At 70.3% G+C, this 16,623-nt stretch carries 17 protein-coding genes; 7 read left to right on the forward strand and 10 right to left on the reverse strand.

Annotation, left to right across the window (positions count from 1 at the left end; translation table 11 throughout):
• Window positions 1–25 precede the first annotated feature (25 nt).
• The 6 genes from ACEN9J_RS21835 to ACEN9J_RS21860 are packed head-to-tail and all read right to left on the reverse strand — an operon-like array spanning window position 26 to window position 5,570.
• Window positions 26–1,009, reverse strand: a complete 984-nt coding sequence (locus tag ACEN9J_RS21835; protein WP_057594372.1) for a Bug family tripartite tricarboxylate transporter substrate binding protein — start codon at window positions 1,007–1,009, stop codon at window positions 26–28.
• Window positions 1,010–1,056: 47 nt separating this feature from the next.
• Window positions 1,057–2,031 (reverse strand): MBL fold metallo-hydrolase, encoded by a 975-nt coding sequence (locus tag ACEN9J_RS21840; protein ID WP_413762040.1) that lies wholly within the window; start codon window positions 2,029–2,031, stop codon window positions 1,057–1,059.
• Window positions 2,028–2,237 (reverse strand): DUF2783 domain-containing protein, encoded by a 210-nt coding sequence (locus ACEN9J_RS21845; RefSeq protein ID WP_093351286.1) that lies wholly within the window; start codon window positions 2,235–2,237, stop codon window positions 2,028–2,030. The genes ACEN9J_RS21840 and ACEN9J_RS21845 overlap by 4 nt, the downstream gene beginning before the upstream one ends.
• On the reverse strand, window positions 2,234–3,895 hold the full coding sequence (locus ACEN9J_RS21850; RefSeq protein WP_413762041.1) for an FAD-dependent monooxygenase: 1,662 nt from the start codon (window positions 3,893–3,895) through the stop codon (window positions 2,234–2,236). The genes ACEN9J_RS21845 and ACEN9J_RS21850 overlap by 4 nt, the downstream gene beginning before the upstream one ends.
• Before the next feature lie 15 nt (window positions 3,896–3,910).
• A complete protein-coding gene (locus ACEN9J_RS21855; RefSeq protein ID WP_413762042.1) occupies window positions 3,911–5,032 on the reverse strand; it encodes an alpha/beta hydrolase family protein in 1,122 nt (373 codons plus the stop codon).
• The gene (locus tag ACEN9J_RS21860) at window positions 5,025–5,570 is read right to left on the reverse strand and encodes a VOC family protein (RefSeq protein ID WP_057594377.1); all 546 of its coding nucleotides are present in this window, start codon (window positions 5,568–5,570) and stop codon (window positions 5,025–5,027) included. Before ACEN9J_RS21860 ends, ACEN9J_RS21855 begins: the two co-directional genes overlap by 8 nt.
• 106 nt (window positions 5,571–5,676) lie before the next feature.
• Between ACEN9J_RS21860 and ACEN9J_RS21865 the strand changes: the two genes are divergently transcribed.
• From ACEN9J_RS21865 to pyk, 3 genes are all read left to right on the forward strand, one after another.
• Window positions 5,677–6,585: a LysR family transcriptional regulator gene (locus tag ACEN9J_RS21865; RefSeq protein ID WP_057594378.1), complete on the forward strand. Its 909-nt coding sequence runs from the start codon at window positions 5,677–5,679 to the stop codon at window positions 6,583–6,585.
• Between the two features lie 89 nt (window positions 6,586–6,674).
• Window positions 6,675–7,868, forward strand: a complete 1,194-nt coding sequence (locus tag ACEN9J_RS21870; RefSeq protein ID WP_413762043.1) for a phosphoglycerate kinase — start codon at window positions 6,675–6,677, stop codon at window positions 7,866–7,868.
• A 100-nt stretch (window positions 7,869–7,968) separates the two neighbouring features.
• Window positions 7,969–9,417, forward strand: coding sequence for a pyruvate kinase (gene pyk / locus ACEN9J_RS21875; RefSeq protein WP_057594380.1), 1,449 nt, complete (start codon window positions 7,969–7,971; stop codon window positions 9,415–9,417).
• Here the strand turns inward: pyk and ACEN9J_RS21880 are convergent, their stop codons facing one another.
• Window positions 9,418–10,434 carry a 1-aminocyclopropane-1-carboxylate deaminase gene (locus ACEN9J_RS21880; protein ID WP_057594381.1) on the reverse strand — a complete coding sequence of 339 codons (1,017 nt, stop codon included), beginning with the start codon at window positions 10,432–10,434 and terminating at the stop codon, window positions 9,418–9,420.
• A gap of 152 nt (window positions 10,435–10,586) precedes the next feature.
• On the opposite strand from ACEN9J_RS21880, the gene ACEN9J_RS21885 reads away from it, so the two are divergent.
• The 4 genes from ACEN9J_RS21885 (at window position 10,587) to ACEN9J_RS21900 (ending at window position 14,277) form a co-directional block, all read left to right on the forward strand.
• Window positions 10,587–11,126, forward strand: coding sequence for an Lrp/AsnC family transcriptional regulator (locus ACEN9J_RS21885; RefSeq protein WP_296723905.1), 540 nt, complete (start codon window positions 10,587–10,589; stop codon window positions 11,124–11,126).
• A gap of 82 nt (window positions 11,127–11,208) precedes the next feature.
• Window positions 11,209–12,138: an alpha/beta hydrolase gene (locus ACEN9J_RS21890; RefSeq protein ID WP_082322028.1), complete on the forward strand. Its 930-nt coding sequence runs from the start codon at window positions 11,209–11,211 to the stop codon at window positions 12,136–12,138.
• Between the two features lie 66 nt (window positions 12,139–12,204).
• Entirely contained in the window at window positions 12,205–13,269 is a 1,065-nt protein-coding gene (fba, locus tag ACEN9J_RS21895; RefSeq protein ID WP_057594383.1) for a class II fructose-bisphosphate aldolase, read from the forward strand.
• A 102-nt stretch (window positions 13,270–13,371) separates the two neighbouring features.
• Window positions 13,372–14,277 (forward strand): phosphoribosylaminoimidazolesuccinocarboxamide synthase, encoded by a 906-nt coding sequence (locus tag ACEN9J_RS21900; RefSeq protein ID WP_057594384.1) that lies wholly within the window; start codon window positions 13,372–13,374, stop codon window positions 14,275–14,277.
• 54 nt (window positions 14,278–14,331) lie between these two features.
• On the opposite strand, the gene ACEN9J_RS21905 is transcribed toward ACEN9J_RS21900, so the two are convergent.
• The 3 genes from ACEN9J_RS21905 to ACEN9J_RS21915 all read right to left on the reverse strand — a co-directional run bounded on the left by ACEN9J_RS21905 (window position 14,332) and on the right by ACEN9J_RS21915 (window position 16,534).
• Window positions 14,332–14,778, reverse strand: a complete 447-nt coding sequence (locus ACEN9J_RS21905) for an META domain-containing protein (RefSeq protein ID WP_057594385.1) — start codon at window positions 14,776–14,778, stop codon at window positions 14,332–14,334.
• A gap of 113 nt (window positions 14,779–14,891) precedes the next feature.
• Window positions 14,892–16,193, reverse strand: a complete 1,302-nt coding sequence (locus tag ACEN9J_RS21910) for a type II toxin-antitoxin system HipA family toxin (RefSeq protein WP_413764590.1) — start codon at window positions 16,191–16,193, stop codon at window positions 14,892–14,894.
• Between the two features lie 41 nt (window positions 16,194–16,234).
• Entirely contained in the window at window positions 16,235–16,534 is a 300-nt protein-coding gene (locus ACEN9J_RS21915) for a helix-turn-helix transcriptional regulator (RefSeq protein WP_413762044.1), read from the reverse strand.
• Window positions 16,535–16,623 lie beyond the last annotated feature (89 nt).

Raw genomic sequence — 16,623 nt, forward strand, 5'->3', positions numbered from 1 at the left:
AAAAACAGTCGGATGAAGAGCGTGTTCAGTCGAGCTGCACGCCCGAAGTCTTGATGACCTGGCCCCAGTACGCGCTCTGCGAACGCGCCATCTCCTGGAACTCCTTCGGCGTGCCCGGCAGCGCCTCGAAGCCGAACTCGCTGAACACCTGCTGGATGCGCGGCGTCTGCAGTGCCTTGTGCAGCTCGGCGTTGAGCCGGTTCACCACCTCGGGCGGCATGCCGGCCGGGCCGATCAGGCCGTGGAAGGCGAAGGCGTTGACTTCCGGATAGCCGAGCTCGGCGAAGGTCGGCACCTCGGGCAGGCCCTTGGCGCGCTGCGGCAGCGCGATCGCCAGCGCGCGCAGCTTGCCGGTCTTGAGATAGGGCAGCGCGGCCGTGAGGTCGAGCATCATCATCGGCACCTGGCCGCCCATGATGTCCTGCAGCGCCGGCGCGCCGCCCTTGTAGGCCACGTGCGTGATCGACAGGCCGGCCTTCTGCTTGAACAGCTCCATCGCCATGTGGTGCGGCGTGCCGATGCCCGGCGAGGCGTAGTTGGTCTTGTCGCCGTTGGCCTTCACGTAGGCGACGAAGTCCTTGAGGGTCCTGGCCTGGAAGTCGGGCCGTACCACCAGCGCCAGCGGAATGCGGCCGATGGCGCCGATGTAGGTGAAGTCGCTCGCGGGCTTGTAGGGCAGCTTGGCGAACATGTGCTCGTTGAACAGCAGCGCCGCGTTCTCGGCCTGCATGATCGTGTAGCCGTCGGGCTTCGACTGCATCAGCAGGCCGACCGCGATGTTGGTCGAGGCGCCGGGGCGGTTGTCGATCACCACCGGCTGGCCCAGCGAGGGCTGCATCGCGTCGGCGAGCTGGCGCGCGATGTTGTCGGTGCCGCCGCCCGCGGCATAGGGCACCAGCCACTTGATCGGCTGGTTCGGATAGGGGCCGCTCTGGGCCGACGCGAGGCTGGCGCCGGCCAGCGCGAAGGCGGCGAGCACGGGGGCGATCAGGGGCAGGAAGCGCTTCATCGGTTTGTCTCCGGGGTGGTTTTTTCTTCAGGGGAAATCGTGGCGGCCTACGCGTGCAGCGTCTGCCAGAGTTCGCGGTCGCGCTCGGCGGTCCACACCACCGGGTGCTCGATGCCGCGCAACTCGTCGTAGGCGCGCGAGACGTCGAAGGGCAGCACGTGCTGGAACACCGGCCACTGGCCGAAGCGCGGCTTCATCGCGGCCTCGGCGCGCGCGAAGCAGCCCTTGAGCGCCTCGCCCGCGGCGATGCCGGCGCGCACGCTGTCGAGCAGGGTCGAGAGGAAGGCCTGGGTCAGGTCGATCGCCTCGGCGCAGGCGGCCTCGTCCTGCAGCACCGCGCCGCGGCCCGGCACCAGCACGCGCGGGCGCAGCGCGCGCACCGCGTCGAGCGTGCCGGCCCAGTCGCCGATGTAGGCATCGCCCGCGTACACGCCGCAGTGGTTCTCGACCACGTCGCCCGAGAACAGCAGGCCGCAATCGGGCAGCCAGGCGACGGTGTCGCCGCTCGAATGGCCGCGGCCCAGCGCCATCAGCCGCAGCTCGCGGCCGGTGCCCGGGCGCGGGCCGAGCCACAGGCTCATCTCGTTCTGGAAGCTCAGCGTCGGCCAGGTCAGGCCCGGGATCTCCTCGAGGCCCGCGAACAGGCGCGGGAAGCGGCCCACTTCCGAATCGAAGTCGGCCTGGCCGCGCGTGCGGATCCAGTCGAGCGTGCCCGCGCTCGCGACGATCTGCTCGACCTCGTCGAAGGCGCTCGCGCCCATCACGCGCACCGCGTGGTAGTGGGTCAGCACGATGGTCCGGATCGGCTTGTCGGTCACCGTGCGGATGGCCGCGAGGAAGTCGCGCGCCATGCGCGGCGTAGGGCGGGTGTCGATCAGCACCACCTGCTCGTCGCCGACCACGAAGCCGCAGTTGGGATCGAAGTCGCTGATGTAGCCGAAAGCGCCGGGCGCGAGCTCGCGCAGCTGCGGCTTCTGCTCGCGGGTGTCGGAGGCGGAGGCGAAGGAAACGGTGGCGGTCATGCGGGGTGGGGGCTCGTGGAATGTTCTTCTTCGGCGGCCGCGCGGATGCAGGCCAGCAGCACCGCCTGGTCGGCGCACTGGTTGGCCAGCAGCAGCACGAGGCGGGCGTTGAGGTCGGCGCTCTGCGCCTCGCTGCGTCCTTCGTGCGCGGCCAGCAGCGCGGCATAGAAGCCGTCGGGATCGGGGATGCGGAGTTCGGTGTTCATGGCGCGGGATCGAGGGGGAGGGCCAGGGCGGTGCGGACGGCGTCGGCGATGGCCTCCGGCGTGGCCTGCGCGAGCACGCGGGCGCGGTAGGCATCGGGGCGCACCAGCACGAAGCTGCCGGGCTCGCCCGCGCCGACGTGGGCCGCGAGCCGCTCGTCGGGCTGCAGCGCGGGCAGGCCGTGGCCGGTGCCGCCGACCGCGAGCAGGCGCAGCGGCAGCGTCGCCGTCGCATCGAGCGCGGCCCGTGCCGCATCCGCCGTGGGCGCGAACCACAGGCCGATGCAGCGCGTGTCCTCGGCCAGCAGCTGCATCAGCGTGATGTCGCGGCCATCGGCCCGGCGCAGCGGCAGGTTCTGCACCGTGCGGCCGCCCGCGGGCAGCTGCGGCGCGGCCGGGTAGTCGTTGGCGACCGACATGCGCCCGGTGTTCACCAGGGCGCGCGCGAACGGAAAGCGCGCGGCCAGCGCGACGACCGCGCGGCGCAGCGTGTGCTCGGCCGGCGAGCGCGGCGCGAGGAAGCGCGCCGAGCGGCTCGTGACCTGCAGGTTCTCGCGCGCGGCCGGCTGGCGCTCGGCGTCGTAGCTGTCGAGCAGCGCGTCGCCGGCCTGGCCCTGCGCCACCAGCGCGAGCTTCCAGCCGAGGTTGGCCGCGTCCTGGATGCCGCTGTTGCCGCCGCGCGCGCCGAAGGGGCTCACCACGTGCGCGGCATCGCCGATGAAGAACACGCGGCCATGGCGGAAGTGCTCGAGCAGGTGGTCGCGGTAGCCGTAGGGGCCGATCCAGACGAATTCGAACTCCACGCCCGGCCCCAACTGCTCGCGCAGCCGCGCGCCGGCCACCTCGGGCCGGCTGATGTAGGCGGTGTCGCAGTCCTCGGGCATCTGGTAGTCGATGCGCCAGACGCCGTCGGCCATCAGGTGCTGCCAGACGCCGCGCCCCTCGTTGAAGGGTGCGTCGACCCAGGTCCAGCGCTCGGTCGGCAGCGGCTTGCGAAAACGCACGTCGCTGATGCACCAGCGGTCGGTGCTGCGCGAGGCATGGGCCTCGATGCCGAGCCCGGTGCGGATCGCGCTGTTGGCGCCGGTGGCGTCGATCAGCCGGTCGGCCTCGATCGTGTAGCGGCCCGCGGGCGTTTCGACCTCGAGGCGCACGCCGTCGGCGATCGGTTCGACGCGTGTGACGCGGCTCTTCCAGCGCAGGTCGGTGAGGCCGAGCTCGAGGATGCGCTCGACCAGGAACCACTCGATGTAGAACTGCTGCAGGTTGATGAAGGGCGGCTGCCGCGAGACGCTGGCCGTCTGCAGGTTGAAGTTGTAGACCTCCTGCTCGCCCGAGAAGGTGCGCCCGAAGGACCAGGTGATGCCCTTGGCCGCGATGCGCTCGAAGATGCCCAGGCGCTCGAAGATCTCCAGGCTCTTCTGCGCATAGCAGATGCCGCGCGAGGAGGCGCCGCGCACGCCGACGGTGTCGTCCTCGTCGAGCAGCACGGCGCGCACGCCGCGCTGGGCGAGGTCGCAGGCCAGCGTGAGGCCCGAGGGGCCGGCGCCGACGATCACGAGCGGGTGGCGCACCACCTGGCCGCTGGCCAGCTCGGGCGGCGGCACGAAGGGCCAGCTCGGCAGTTCGTAGGCTGGCGCGAAAGCGAAGTTTTCTTCCATGGCTTGCCTGCGTGACTAGAGCGAATGCGCGAACTCGGCGATCGCGTCGGCGGCCTTCGGCACCAGTTCCGGCTGGCCCGCGAGGTAGTGGTTGCCGCCGACGATGTCGACGTTGCGGATGCGCGCGCCGCCCGCGGCCAGCCAGGCATCGCGCGTGCTCGGGAAGGTCGACTGGTCGCCGGTGTAGGTCAGCAGCAGCTTGGGCACCGTGGTGCGCGCGAGGTTGGTGGGCCCGTCGGCCTGCGAGCGCGAGGACCACTGCGACAGGAAGGCCGTGAGCGAGGTGGTGCGGCCCATCGCGTTGGCCGAGTAGTTGACCTGGCGCGCATCGCCCCAGACGCTGCCGGGCAGGCGGTCGTTGGGATCGAGCGAGAGGTCGACGCAGCGCGGATCGGCATGGGTTCGGTAGACGATGAAGGTCTGGTCGCGCGGCGCGCCCACGGTGCCGCGCAGCAGCGCGAGCCGGTCGAGGCACCACTGCTCGATGCGCGCGAGCCGCGCCTGCTGCGCGGCGGAGAAGCGCGCGAGGAAGTCGGCGTCGTAGGGCACGCGGTGGCGCGCGTCGTACATGTCGAGTTCGGGGTCCACCGACAGCGGGTCGTGCTCGTCGGTGACCGAGGGATCGATCCAGTCGCGCATCAGCCGCGTGCGGCCCAGGTGCGCGGCGCACAGCGCGATGCCGTCGACCGGCGGCAGGTCGCCGGGGTGCAGGTGGGTGGGGTCGCCGTCGGGGAAGTGCGTGGCCGTGAGCAGCTCGGCCTGCGCCTGGTAGAAGGCCGCGAGCGCGGCGCCGCCCGAGTTGCCGACCAGGAACACCTTCTCGTAGCCGGCCGCGCGCAGGTACTGCACACCGGCGCCCAGGTCCTGGATCGCGCGCTCCATCAGCAGCACGGTGTCGTTGCCGACGTAGCGCGAGTTGAGCCCCATGCAGCAGATGCCGCGCTCGGCCAGCGGCGCGATCAGGTAGTGGCCCATGAAGTTGCTGGTGGGATGCATCACGATCGCCGCGATGCGCTTCGGCCCCGCCGGCGCGCGGTACGCGCCGTAGATGCGCGGGCGCAGCATCTGCAGGCCCGACTGGCTCTCGAGCGCCGCGCCCGGTTTGACGTCGATGACGGCGAGTTGCAGCTCAGGCATCGGCCGTGCCTTTCGCGGCCAGCAGCTGCGCCTTGCGCGCGGTCCAGGCGTCGAGGTCGGCATGGGCGCGCAGCGCGTGCGCGTCCATCTCGGCCTGCGGCACGGTGGGCGTGGTCAGTTCCACGCGGATGCCGTTGGGGTCGAAGAAGTAGATCGACTCGATGATGTGGTGGTCGGTGATGCCCAGCACCTCGACGCCCGCGGCCTCGAGCCGGGCCTTGGCGGCCAGCAGGTCGGGCACGCCGTCCACGCGCAGCGCGATGTGGTTGACCCACGAGGGCGTGTTGGGCGAGGGCAGCGCGGCGATGTCGTCGCCGAGGTCGAAGAAGGCGATGAAGGAGCCGTCGCGCATCCGGAAGAAGATGTGGACGTAGGGGCAGTACTCGCCGGTGCTCGGTACGTGGTCGCTCTTGATCACGTGCACCAGCGGCAGGCCGAGCAGGTCCTCGTAGAAGCGGCGGGTTTCCTCGCTGTCGCGGCAGCGCCAGGCGAAATGGTGCAGGCCCCGGATCGGGGGCGCGGCGGATGGGGTCGGCATCGGGCTTGTCTCCGGGACGGCCATCGGGGCCGTCCGAGCCGGTATTGGGCGATGGCCGGACCTATGATGCAATCGAAATTAATTCATCGATTGATGAAATAGCCATATGAATCTGACCTTGCGCCAGTTGCGCGCCTTCGCCGCCGTCGCCGAGACCGGCAGCTTCACCGCCGCGGCCCAGCAGCTGCACCTGACGCAGTCGGCGCTCAGCGTGCTGGTGCGCGAGCTCGAGCGCGAGATGGGCGTGCAGCTGCTCGACCGCCACACGCGGCGCGTGCTGCTGTCCGAGGCCGGGCGCGAGTTCCTGCCCTCGGTGCACCGGCTGCTCGGCGACCTCGCGGGCGCGGTGGCCGGCGTGACCGAGCTGCGCGACAAGAAGAAGGGCCTGTTGCGGCTGGCCGCGCCGCAGCTCATGGCCTGCACGCTGATGCCGCGCGTGATCGCCGTGTATCGCGCGCAATACCCCGACGTGGAGGTGCGGCTGGCCGACACCCTGCCCGAGCACCTGCTCGACGGCATCCTCGCGGGCGAGGTCGAGCTGGCCGTGGGGCAGGACCTCGAGGTCGACCCGGCGCTGATCGAGCGCCGCACGCTGCTGCGCGACCGCCACTGGCTGATCTGTCCGCCCGGCCATGCCTTCGAGGGGCGGCGCAAGGTGCGCTGGGCCGAGCTCGCGCCCTACACCTTCATCGCGCCCACGCGCGACTTCCGCCAGCGCGTGCTGCCCGAGCTCGCGAGCGCCGAGCGCGCCTGGATGCAGCGCCCCGGTACCCAGGAGGTGTCGTACATGACGACCGCGCTCGGCATGGTGGCCTCGGGGCTCGGGCTGACCGTGTGCCCGACCTACTCGGCGCCGCTGGTGCAGGCGCACGGGCTGCGCATGGTGCGGCTGGAGGCGCCCGACTTCCACCGCGAGGTCTGCGTCTACGGCGCGGCGCGGCGTTCGCTGTCGCCCGCGGCGGCCAGCTTCGTGCAGATTCTGGAGCGCTTCGCCAGCGAGCGGGGCGAGGGCTGAAAAGCATCGGCCGGCGTCACGAGACGCGCAGTCGCGCAGTGAGGCCCTACCTACAATGCGGGGCGACCCGTATCCATCCCATCCAGACCATGAACGTTCTTCGATTCACCGACCTCTGCGCCCAGGGCAAAGCCGCCGGCCAGCGCGTCTTCATCCGTGCCGACCTCAACGTGCCGCAGGACGATGCCGGCAACATCACCGAGGACACCCGCATCCGCGCCTCGGTGCCCTGCATCCAGCTGGCGCTCGATGTCGGCGCCGCGGTGATGGTCACCTCGCACCTGGGCCGCCCGACCGAGGGCGAGTTCAAGCCCGAGGATTCGCTGGCGCCGGTCGCGAAGCGCCTGGGCGAGCTGCTGGGCCGCGAGGTGCCGCTGGTCGCGAACTGGGTCGACGGTGTCGACGTGAAGCCGGGCCAGGTCGTGCTGCTCGAGAACTGCCGCCTCAACAAGGGCGAGAAGAAGAACGACGAGGCGCTCGCGCGCAAGCTCGCCGCGCTGACCGACATCTACGTCAACGACGCCTTCGGCACCGCGCACCGCGCCGAGGCCACCACCTACGGCATCGCGCAGTTCGCCAAGGTGGCGAGCGCCGGCCCGCTGCTGGCGGCCGAGATCGACGCCATCACCAAGGCGCTGGCCCAGCCCAAGCGCCCGCTGGTGGCGATCGTCGCGGGCTCCAAGGTCAGCACCAAGCTCACCATCCTGCAGAGCCTGTCGGCCAACGTCGACCAGCTGATCGTCGGCGGCGGCATCGCCAACACCTTCCTGCTCGCGGCCGGCCTGAAGATCGGCAAGTCGCTGGCCGAGCCCGACCTGGTCGACCAGGCGAAGTCGGTGATCGAATCGATGCGCGCGCGCGGCGCCGACGTGCCGATCCCGGTCGACGTGGTCACGGCCAAGACCTTCGCGGCCGACGCGCCCGCCACCGTCAAGGCGGCCGGCGAGGTGGCCGACGACGACCTGATCCTCGACATCGGCCCGAAGACGGCCGCGCAACTGGCCGCGCAACTGCGCGAGGCCGGCACCATCGTCTGGAACGGCCCGGTGGGCGTGTTCGAGTTCGACGCCTTCGCGGGCGGCACCAAGGCCATCGCCCAGGCGATCGCCGAGAGCAGCGCGTTCTCGATCGCCGGCGGCGGCGACACCCTCGCGGCGATCGCCAAGTACGGCATCGAGAAGGACGTGGGCTACATCTCGACCGGCGGCGGCGCCTTCCTCGAGGTGCTGGAGGGCAAGACCCTGCCGGCCTTCGAGATCCTGGCCAGGCGCGCCGCGGGCTGAGAGCGCGGAAGGCTCGCGCGGATGCCATCGATTCGCGCGGTGTCTTCCACGCGACACATAAAGTGTATACAGTAGCGGATACAAAAACGGAGATAGATCCATGAGCACCGACCGCCTTCCCCGCCACGCCACCAAGATCGTCGCCACGCTCGGCCCCGCGTCGAGCACGCCCGAACTGCTCGAGCAGATGATCATCCACAAGGTCAGCGTGGTCCGGCTCAACTTCAGCCACGGGACGGCGCAGGACCACATCGACCGCGCCACCATGGTCCGCGAGGCGGCGCGCAAGGCCGGCCGCGAGGTCGCGATCATGGCCGACCTGCAGGGCCCGAAGATCCGCGTGGGCAAGTTCGCGCAGGGCAAGATCTGGCTCGAGCCGGGCGCGAAGTTCGTGCTCGACGCCTCGCGCACCGAGCCCGGCGACATCGATGCCGTGGGCCTCGACTACAAGGACCTGCCGCGCGACGTGCGCGCCGGCGACCGGCTGCTGCTCAACGACGGCCTGATCGTGCTGGTGGTCGACGCGGTGCGCGGCGAGGCGGTGCACACCACCGTCAAGCTCGGCGGCGAGCTCTCGAACAACAAGGGCATCAACAAGCAGGGCGGCGGCCTCACGGCGCCGGCGCTCACGGCCAAGGACATGGAGGACATCAAGACCGCGATGAGCTTCCAGGCCGACTACGTGGCCGTGAGCTTCCCGAAGAACGCGACCGACATGGAAATGGCGCGCCAGCTGTGCAACGTGGCCGCGGCCGAGTACGGCCACAAGCCCGGGCTGATCGCGAAGATCGAGCGCGCCGAGGCGATCCCGCGGCTCGAGGAGATCCTGCGCGCCAGCGACGGCATCATGGTCGCGCGCGGCGACCTCGCGGTCGAGGTCGGCAATGCCGCGGTGCCGGCGCTGCAGAAGAAGATGATCCGCATGGCGCGCGACATGGACAAGGTGGCGATCACCGCGACCCAGATGATGGAGTCGATGATCACCAACCCCGTGCCCACGCGCGCCGAGGTCAGCGACGTGGCGAACGCGGTGCTCGACGGCACCGACGCCGTGATGCTCTCGGCCGAGACCGCCTCGGGCCGCTACCCGCTCGAGACCGTGCAGGAGATGAGCCGCATCTGCGAGGCCGCCGAGGCCGCCGAGGACAAGCAGCTCGACGCCGACTTCAGCGGCCAGTCCTATGCGCGCATCGACCAGTCGATCGCCATGGGCGCGCTGTTCACCGCCCATCACCTGGGCGCCAAGGCCATCGTCGCGCTGACCGAGTCGGGCTCGACCCCGCTGTGGATGAGCCGCCACCGCGCCCACATCCCGATGTATGCGCTGACCTCGCGCCTGGCCACGCAGCGCAAGATGGCGCTCTACCGCAACGTGCGCCCGCTGCTGATGGATTCGGAAAGCGACCGCGATACCGCGCTCGAGCAGGCCGAGGCGCATCTGAAGAAGCGCGGCATCGTGCAGAGCGGCGACGTCTACGCGATCACCTGCGGCGAGCCGATGGGCGCGCCGGGCGGCACCAACATGCTGAAGATCTGCCGCGCGAGCTGATCAGCCGTTGCGGAACAGGAAGCTGTAGGCATTGAGGGCGGGCACGCCGCCCAGGTGCGCATAGAGCACGCGTGAGCCGGCCGGGAATTCGCCGAGCCGCACCTTCTCGATCATCCCGTGCATCGACTTGCCCTCGTACACGGGGTCGGTCAGCATGCCCTCGAAGCGCGCGCTCAGGCGGATCGCCTCCAGCGTGCCTTCGTTCGGCAGGCCGTACTCGGGGCCGCCGAAGCGGCGGTCGAGCACCACGTCGCGCTCGGTGATCTCGCGGCCCAGCTCGATCAGCTCGGCCGTGTTGCGCGCGATGCGCAGGATCTGCTCGAAGGTCTGCTGCGGCTTGGCCGAGGCGTCGATGCCGATCACGCGGTCGGCCCGGCCGTCGGCCGCGAAGCCCGCCACCATGCCGGCCTGCGTGCTGCCCGTGACCGAGCAGACCACGATGTAGTCGAACTTGAAGCCGAGCTCGGCCTCCTGCTGGCGCACTTCCTCGGCGAAGCCCACGAAGCCCAGCCCGCCCAGCGGATGCTCGGAGCAGCCCGCGGGAATCGGGAACGGCTTGCCGCCGGCCTGGCGCACGCTGTCCATCGCGTCCTCCCAGCTCTTGCGGATGCCGATGTCGAAGCCGGCCGCGTCGAGCCGCACATCGGCGCCGAGGATGCGCGACATCTCGATGTTGCCCACGCGGTCGTACACCGCGTCGGAGTAGTTGACCCAGTTCTCCTGCACCAGCACGCACTTCAGGCCCAGGTGCGCGGCCACCGCGGCCACCTGCCGGGTCTGGTTCGACTGGATGCCGCCGATCGACACCAGCGTGTCGTAGCCGCCCTCGAGCGCCTCGGGGATCAGGTACTCGAGCTTGCGCGTCTTGTTGCCGCCGAAGGCGAGGCCGCTGTTGCAGTCCTCGCGCTTCGCATAGAGCTCGACCTTGCCGCCGAGGTGGGCGCTCAGGCGCCGGAGCGGATGGATCGGCGTCGGGCCGAAGGTCAGCACGTGGCGGGGGAATTTCTTCAGGTTCATCGGCAAGACTCCAGGGTGAAGCACAGGGGGAAGGGCGATGGAGCCGATGGTAGGAAGAAGGTGGAGCAACAGGGTTGCAAAATTCGATGGTCTTGCGAACCAAAAGAAATCAAGATGCGGGAATCGAAGCCATTTGATGCGCCAAAGTCTCCATGAGCACAACGAAATTGCGTTCCTCGCCTGCACGTTCCGCCAAGCCGCGACAGGCCCCCACGCCCGCCGTTTCGGCCGCCGCCGCGCTCGACCGCACCGACCGCGCGATCCTGCGCGCGCTGCAGCGCGACGCCTCGATGTCCAACGTCGCGCTGGCCGCCAAGGTCAGCCTCAGCGCGCCGGCCTGCCTGCGCCGCGTCGAGCGGCTCAAGGCCTCGGGCCTGATCAGGGGCGTGGTCGCGCTGCTCGACGCGCAGGCGCTCGACATGGGCATGCTGGTGATGATCGGCGTGGTGCTCGACCGCTCCACGCCCGACTCCTTCGCCGACTTCGAGAAGGCCGCGCAGAAGGTCTCGGGCTGCCTCGAGTGCCACGTGGTCACGGGCGAGTTCGACTACTTCATGCTGGTGCGCACGCGCGACAACGACAGCTTCAACCGGCTGCATGCCGAGCAACTGCTCTACCTGCCGGGCGTGCGCCAGATCCGGACCTTCGTCGTGCTCAAGCAGGTGCTGTCGACCACACAGCTGCCTCTCTGACACGCGGCGCGCGCGCCATGCGCTGCAATCGGCGCTTCGCCGCGCCGCGAAACCGGCGCCCCATCCCGCGCGTACCCCTTCGATGACCTTTCCCGTCCTTGCGTCGATCCGCCGGCGCCGCCGTGCCCTGACCACCGCCCTGGGCGTCGCCGCGGCCACCGCGCTGGCGGCCTGCTCGCCGATCAAGCTGCTCAACGGCCTGGTGCCCACCGACACCTACCAGTTCCAGGGCGACATCGCCTACGGGCCCGCGCCGCGCCAGCAGCTCGACGTCTACCAGCCATTGCCCGACACCGTGCCCGCGCGCGGCCGGCGGCCGCTGGTGGTGTTCTTCTTCGGCGGCACCTGGACCACCGGCGACCGCGAGAGCTACCGCTTCCTCGGCGAGGCGCTGGCCGCGCGCGGCGCCGTGGTGGTGGTGCCCGACTACGGCCTGTCGCCGCGCCACACCTACCCGGTGTTCGTGCGCGACAGCGCGCTGGCGGTGAAATGGGCGCTCGACAACGCGGCCCAGCTCGGCGCCGATCCGAAGCAGGTCTACGTGATGGGCCACAGCTCGGGCGGCTACAACGCGGCCATGGTCGCGCTCGACGGCCGCTGGCTCGGCGAGCTCGGCGCCAGTCCGCGCCAGCTCGCGGGCTGGATCGGGCTGGCCGGGCCCTACGACTTCCTGCCCATCGGTGATCCGCAGACCCGCGTCGCCTTCGACTGGCCCCGCACGCCGGCCGACTCGCAGCCGCTCGCGCACGTCACGCCGGGCGCGCCGCGCACGCTGCTGATGGCCGCGGCCAAGGACAACCTGGTCTACCCCGAGCGCAACACCCTGCCGCTGGCCGCCGCGCTGCGTGCCGCGGGCGTGCCGGTGGAGGTCCGCGTGTTCGACAACCTGAGCCACGTCACGCTGATGGGCGCCTTCGGCAAGCCCATCCAGTGGCTCGGCGGGCCGGTGCTGCCGCCGGTCGTCGAGTTCCTCGGGTTGCCGTCAGTCCCGTCCCACAAGGGCGCTCGGTAGAATCGCGGCAGTTTTCTCTCGTCTTTTCCCCGTCTTCTCACCCTATTTCCCGCGAGGTATTTCCCCATGGCACTCGTCTCGATGCGCGAACTGCTGGACCATGCAGCCGCCAACGGCTACGGCATTCCGGCCTTCAACGTCAACAACCTCGAACAGGTGCAGGCCGTCATGGAAGCGGCCAAGGAAGTCGGCGCGCCCGTGATCCTCCAGGCCAGCGCGGGCGCCCGCAAGTACGCCGGCGAAGCCTTCATCAAGCACCTGATCCAGGCCGCCATCGAGGCCTATCCGCAGATCCCGCTGGTGATGCATCAGGACCACGGCCAGAGCCCGGCCATCTGCCAGGGCGCCATCGACCTCGGCTTCTCGTCCGTGATGATGGACGGCTCGCTCAAGGAAGACGGCAAGACGCCGGCTTCGTTCGACTACAACGTCGACGTGACCCGCAAGGTGGTGCAGCTGGCCCACAAGGTCGGCGTCACCGTCGAGGGCGAACTGGGCTGCCTGGGCTCGCTCGAGACCGGCATGGCCGGCGAGGAAGACGGCATCGGCGCCGAGGGCGTGCTCGACCACTCGGCCCTGCTGACCGACCCCGAGGAAGCCGCCCAGTTCGTGAAGGCCACGCAGCTCGACGCGCTGGCCATCGCCATCGGCACCAGCCACGGCGCCTACAAGTTCACCCGCAAGCCCACCGGCGACATCCTGTCGATCTCGCGCGTGAAGGAAATCCACGCCCGCCTGCCCAACACCCACCTGGTGATGCACGGTTCGTCGTCGGTGCCGCAGGACCTGCTCGAGATCATTCGCCAGTACGGCGGCAACATGAAGGAAACCTACGGCGTGCCGGTCGAGGAAATCCAGGAAGCCATCAAGTACGGCGTGCGCAAGATCAACATCGACACCGACATCCGCCTCGCGATGACCGGCGCGGTGCGCAAGTTCATGGCCGAGAACCCCGAGAAGTTCGATGCCCGCGAGTGGCTCAAGCCCGCGCGCGAAGCCGCCAAGCAGATCTGCAAGCAGCGCTACATCGAGTTCGGCTGCGAAGGCCAGGCGCCCAAGATCAAGGGCGAATCGCTGCAGATCGTCGCCGCCAAGTACGCCAAGGGCGAACTCGCGCAAGAAGTGGTCTGAGCCGCTTGCCGTGAATCGCCGGCCACCGCTCGCGGTGGCTTTTTTCTGCGCGCACAATCCGCTTCACCGTCTCCCGTTTTTCACCGTTCGCCGTCCCTGCCCATGACCACCGTCCACACCTCCTCCATCCAGAGCCTGCCCCTGCTTGCGCGCGGGAAGGTGCGCGACAACTACGCGGTCGGCGAGGACCGCATCCTGATGGTCGCGAGCGACCGGCTCAGCGCCTTCGACGTGATCATGGGCGAGCCGATCCCCGGCAAGGGCGAGATCCTCACGCAGATGGCGCTGTGGTGGTTCGAGCGGCTCGGCCAGCTCTGCCCCAACCACCTGACCGGCGACGCGCCCGAGAGCGTGGTCAAGCCCGAGGAAGTCGCCCAGGTCACGGGCCGCTCGATGCTGGTCAAGCGCCTGAAGCCGATCCCGGTCGAGGCCGTGGTGCGCGGCTACCTGGCCGGCAGCGGCTGGAAGGAATACCAGGAATCGCGCGCGGTCTGCGGCGTGCCGCTGCCCGAGGGCCTGACCAACGCGAGCAAGCTGCCGCGCCCGATCTTCACGCCCGCGGCCAAGGCCGCGGCCGGCGAGCACGACGAGAACATCAGCTACGAGCGCGTGGTCGAGATCGTCGGCCCCAAGCTCGCGCAGCAGATCCGCGAGACCAGCATCGCGATCTACGAGACCGCGGCCCAGATCGCGCTGGCCAAGGGCATGATCATTGCCGACACCAAGTTCGAATTCGGCCTCGACGAGGCCGGCACGCTGGTGCTGATGGACGAGGTGCTCACGCCCGACAGCTCGCGCTACTGGCCGGTCGAGGGCTACGAGGCCGCGCTGGCCGCCGGCACCAACCCGCCGAGCTACGACAAGCAGTTCGTGCGCGACTGGCTCGAGGCCACGAAGATCAACGGCAAGCCCTGGGACAAGACGCCGCCGGCGCCGCGCCTGCCGGCCGAGGTGATCGAGAAGACCGCCGCCAAGTACCGCGAGGCGCTGGAGCGGCTGACGGCCTGAGCGGGCCGGGTTTCGTATTCAAAGAAAGGGCCGGTTCTCCGGCCCTTTTCCTTTTCAGCGTCCCGAACTCAGGGTTGCCACCGTGCGTCCGCCCGCGTCGAGCAAGGTCAGCCGTCCGGGCGCCAGCCGGTAGCTGGTCGTGCCCTGCAGCACCGCGAGGAACTGCGCCTCGGTCGCACCGCGCACCGGGTCGGCGCAGGCCATGCGGGTGGCGGCGATCTGGCCGATGCGCAAGGCGCTGCCGGTGCGCGTGTACGAGCCCGAAATCCGGTTGCAGCCGCCCGAGCCGGTGACGCGCGCGTTGGCGCGGTCGAACTGCAGCTGGGCGTCGCTGCCCGGCGCGATCGCTTCCTCGCCCAGTTGCGACAGGCGCCACACCGGGCCTTCGATCGGTTCGTCGAGGTTGATGCCGCTGCCGCAGGCGGTCAGCAGTGCCGCGAGCGCGGTGGCGGCGAGGGTGGGAAGCACGCGCAGGGCGGCAGGGCGGGCGGAGAAGCGCATGGCCGGTCGGTCCTTTTGACGAATCTGCAACAAGGTGAAATCGGTGTGATCGTATGCGAGCCGGCGTGGCTCGCCAACGCCGGGGGCCAGTGGGTGTTCGCAGGCCCGCGCGCTCAGCGCGGCAGGTCGGCCGCGAGCGCCACGCCGCCATCGAGCCGCGCCTGCACGCAGCGCCGCACCGCGGGCGGGATGGCCTCGTCGGCCAGCAGCGCCGGCCACTCGGCGCGCGCCTGGCGCACCGTGTCGCGTGCGATCGCGAGCAGCCGCGCGGGACGCAGCAGCCCGGCGTCGCGCAGCAGCGCCTCGAGCGCGGCCCAGCCGAAGCCGCGCAGCTTGGCGTCGATGGCGCGGTTGACCGCGTAGTCGCCGCCGGGCACCTGCTCGAAGAAGGCGGCCACGCAGACCGGGTCGTAGAGCGGCGCGAGCACGGGCGCCACGCCATCGGGATAGCGCAGCGCCCAGTTCTTCAGGTGGGCGTCGCTGTTGCCCAGCAGGATGAAGGCGACGATGCGGCGCACGAACTCGCGCACGTCGGCCACCGGGTTCGGCGACAGCCGGTCGAGCACGCGCAGCATCGCGGGTCCGTCGATCGCGAGGCCGCGGCCATACTTCTGGCGCGGCTCGTACTGCAGCACCTGCGCGAACTCCTCCATGTGGATGCGCCCGCCGTCGGGCGTGCGGTCGAAGCGGCGCACCGCGAGGATCTGCTCGAACGGCAGCTGCTCGGGCAGGTCGGCGTCGGCGCGGCCGATCACGCTGGCCTCGGCGCAGTCCAGGCCGAGCGCGCCGCACAGGCGGTAGCCGGCGATCTCGTTGGCGACCAGGTCGGGGTGGCGCACGGTCGGCAGCTTGAGAATGAAGGAGCCGGCCGCGCCGTGGCGCCGCACCACGTAGCGCCGGCCATCCTGCACGGCCGAGAACTTGGTCACCACGCCGGGGATGGCGGCCGCGTCCTCCACCGGCAGCTCGACGAAGCCGGGCTCGAGCACGTCGAGCCCGAGCGCGGTGTGCCAGTGCCGCACCGTGTCGGGAATGCCCTCGGCCGGCGGCACCGGCTCGACCTCGATCGCGCCCATCAGGTCGTGCCCGGCGGCGGCCAGCAGTTCGAACTCGTCGTCGGCGCGGCAGCCGCGCTGCCGGGCGAGGCGCTCGCGGTTGTGGCCCTCGGGCAGCAGGTTCTGGAAGTAGGCGGGCCAGTGGCCGTCGCCGCGCGACACCCGCGCATCGCGCGCCGAGCCCAGGATGGCGCGCGTGGCGGCCTCGTCGGCGCCGCGGTAGGCCAGCGACAGCGTGGGGCGCGCCGGGTCGTCGACGTAGCCGGGGTCGAACGAGACGCGCAGGATGTCGCCGTACTGCGAGAGCCAGCCGATGGAGCGTCGGCGCGAGGCATCGCCCCCCGGGGCGTGCAGGTACATCCGCAGGTAGCGGATGCTGGTGCCGAAGGCGGCGCCGGCGGTCAAGGGCCGAGGCTCTGGGCGATGGAGGGCGGCGCCTCGATGCCGGCCGGCTGGCCGAGCAGCCGGCCGCCCGCGCGCACGAAGTCCTCGAGCGTGGGGCGCAGCGCTGCGGGCACGGGCATCAGCCCGAGCCCCAGCACGCGCGCCATCTCGAGCAAGGTCGACAGCCGCGGGTCGATCTGGCCGCTCTCGATGCGCTGCACCGTCATGCGCGACAGCCCGGCGGCCTTGGCCAGCGCCTCCTGGCTCAGGCCGGCCGCCTTGCGGGCCTGCTCGAGTTCCTGGATCAGATGGATCATTGGAGTGATCTTTTCAGGAAAAAAGAGTATTAATAGTAGCTATATGGAAGTAAATCAGCAAATAAAAAAGCGACCCTAAAGTCGCTTTT

Origin of the sequence: Variovorax sp. Varisp41 (assembly GCF_047325085.1) — a bacterium.
Lineage (GTDB): Bacteria > Pseudomonadota > Gammaproteobacteria > Burkholderiales > Burkholderiaceae_C > Variovorax.

What these genes read in the sequence shown, in the direction of transcription:
- ACEN9J_RS21835 (WP_057594372.1), bottom strand. Translation starts at nt 1,009, where the DNA reads ATGAAGCGCTTCCTGCCCCTGATCGCCCCCGTGCTCGCCGCCTTCGCG.
- ACEN9J_RS21840 (WP_413762040.1), bottom strand. Translation starts at nt 2,031, where the DNA reads ATGACCGCCACCGTTTCCTTCGCCTCCGCCTCCGACACCCGCGAGCAG.
- ACEN9J_RS21845 (WP_093351286.1), bottom strand. Translation starts at nt 2,237, where the DNA reads ATGAACACCGAACTCCGCATCCCCGATCCCGACGGCTTCTATGCCGCG.
- ACEN9J_RS21850 (WP_413762041.1), bottom strand. Translation starts at nt 3,895, where the DNA reads ATGGAAGAAAACTTCGCTTTCGCGCCAGCCTACGAACTGCCGAGCTGG.
- ACEN9J_RS21855 (WP_413762042.1), bottom strand. Translation starts at nt 5,032, where the DNA reads ATGCCTGAGCTGCAACTCGCCGTCATCGACGTCAAACCGGGCGCGGCG.
- ACEN9J_RS21860 (WP_057594377.1), bottom strand. Translation starts at nt 5,570, where the DNA reads ATGCCGACCCCATCCGCCGCGCCCCCGATCCGGGGCCTGCACCATTTC.
- ACEN9J_RS21865 (WP_057594378.1), top strand. Translation starts at nt 5,677, where the DNA reads ATGAATCTGACCTTGCGCCAGTTGCGCGCCTTCGCCGCCGTCGCCGAG.
- ACEN9J_RS21870 (WP_413762043.1), top strand. Translation starts at nt 6,675, where the DNA reads ATGAACGTTCTTCGATTCACCGACCTCTGCGCCCAGGGCAAAGCCGCC.
- pyk (WP_057594380.1), top strand. Translation starts at nt 7,969, where the DNA reads ATGAGCACCGACCGCCTTCCCCGCCACGCCACCAAGATCGTCGCCACG.
- ACEN9J_RS21880 (WP_057594381.1), bottom strand. Translation starts at nt 10,434, where the DNA reads ATGAACCTGAAGAAATTCCCCCGCCACGTGCTGACCTTCGGCCCGACG.
- ACEN9J_RS21885 (WP_296723905.1), top strand. Translation starts at nt 10,587, where the DNA reads ATGAGCACAACGAAATTGCGTTCCTCGCCTGCACGTTCCGCCAAGCCG.
- ACEN9J_RS21890 (WP_082322028.1), top strand. Translation starts at nt 11,209, where the DNA reads ATGACCTTTCCCGTCCTTGCGTCGATCCGCCGGCGCCGCCGTGCCCTG.
- fba (WP_057594383.1), top strand. Translation starts at nt 12,205, where the DNA reads ATGGCACTCGTCTCGATGCGCGAACTGCTGGACCATGCAGCCGCCAAC.
- ACEN9J_RS21900 (WP_057594384.1), top strand. Translation starts at nt 13,372, where the DNA reads ATGACCACCGTCCACACCTCCTCCATCCAGAGCCTGCCCCTGCTTGCG.
- ACEN9J_RS21905 (WP_057594385.1), bottom strand. Translation starts at nt 14,778, where the DNA reads ATGCGCTTCTCCGCCCGCCCTGCCGCCCTGCGCGTGCTTCCCACCCTC.
- ACEN9J_RS21910 (WP_413764590.1), bottom strand. Translation starts at nt 16,193, where the DNA reads ATGTACCTGCACGCCCCGGGGGGCGATGCCTCGCGCCGACGCTCCATC.
- ACEN9J_RS21915 (WP_413762044.1), bottom strand. Translation starts at nt 16,534, where the DNA reads ATGATCCATCTGATCCAGGAACTCGAGCAGGCCCGCAAGGCGGCCGGC.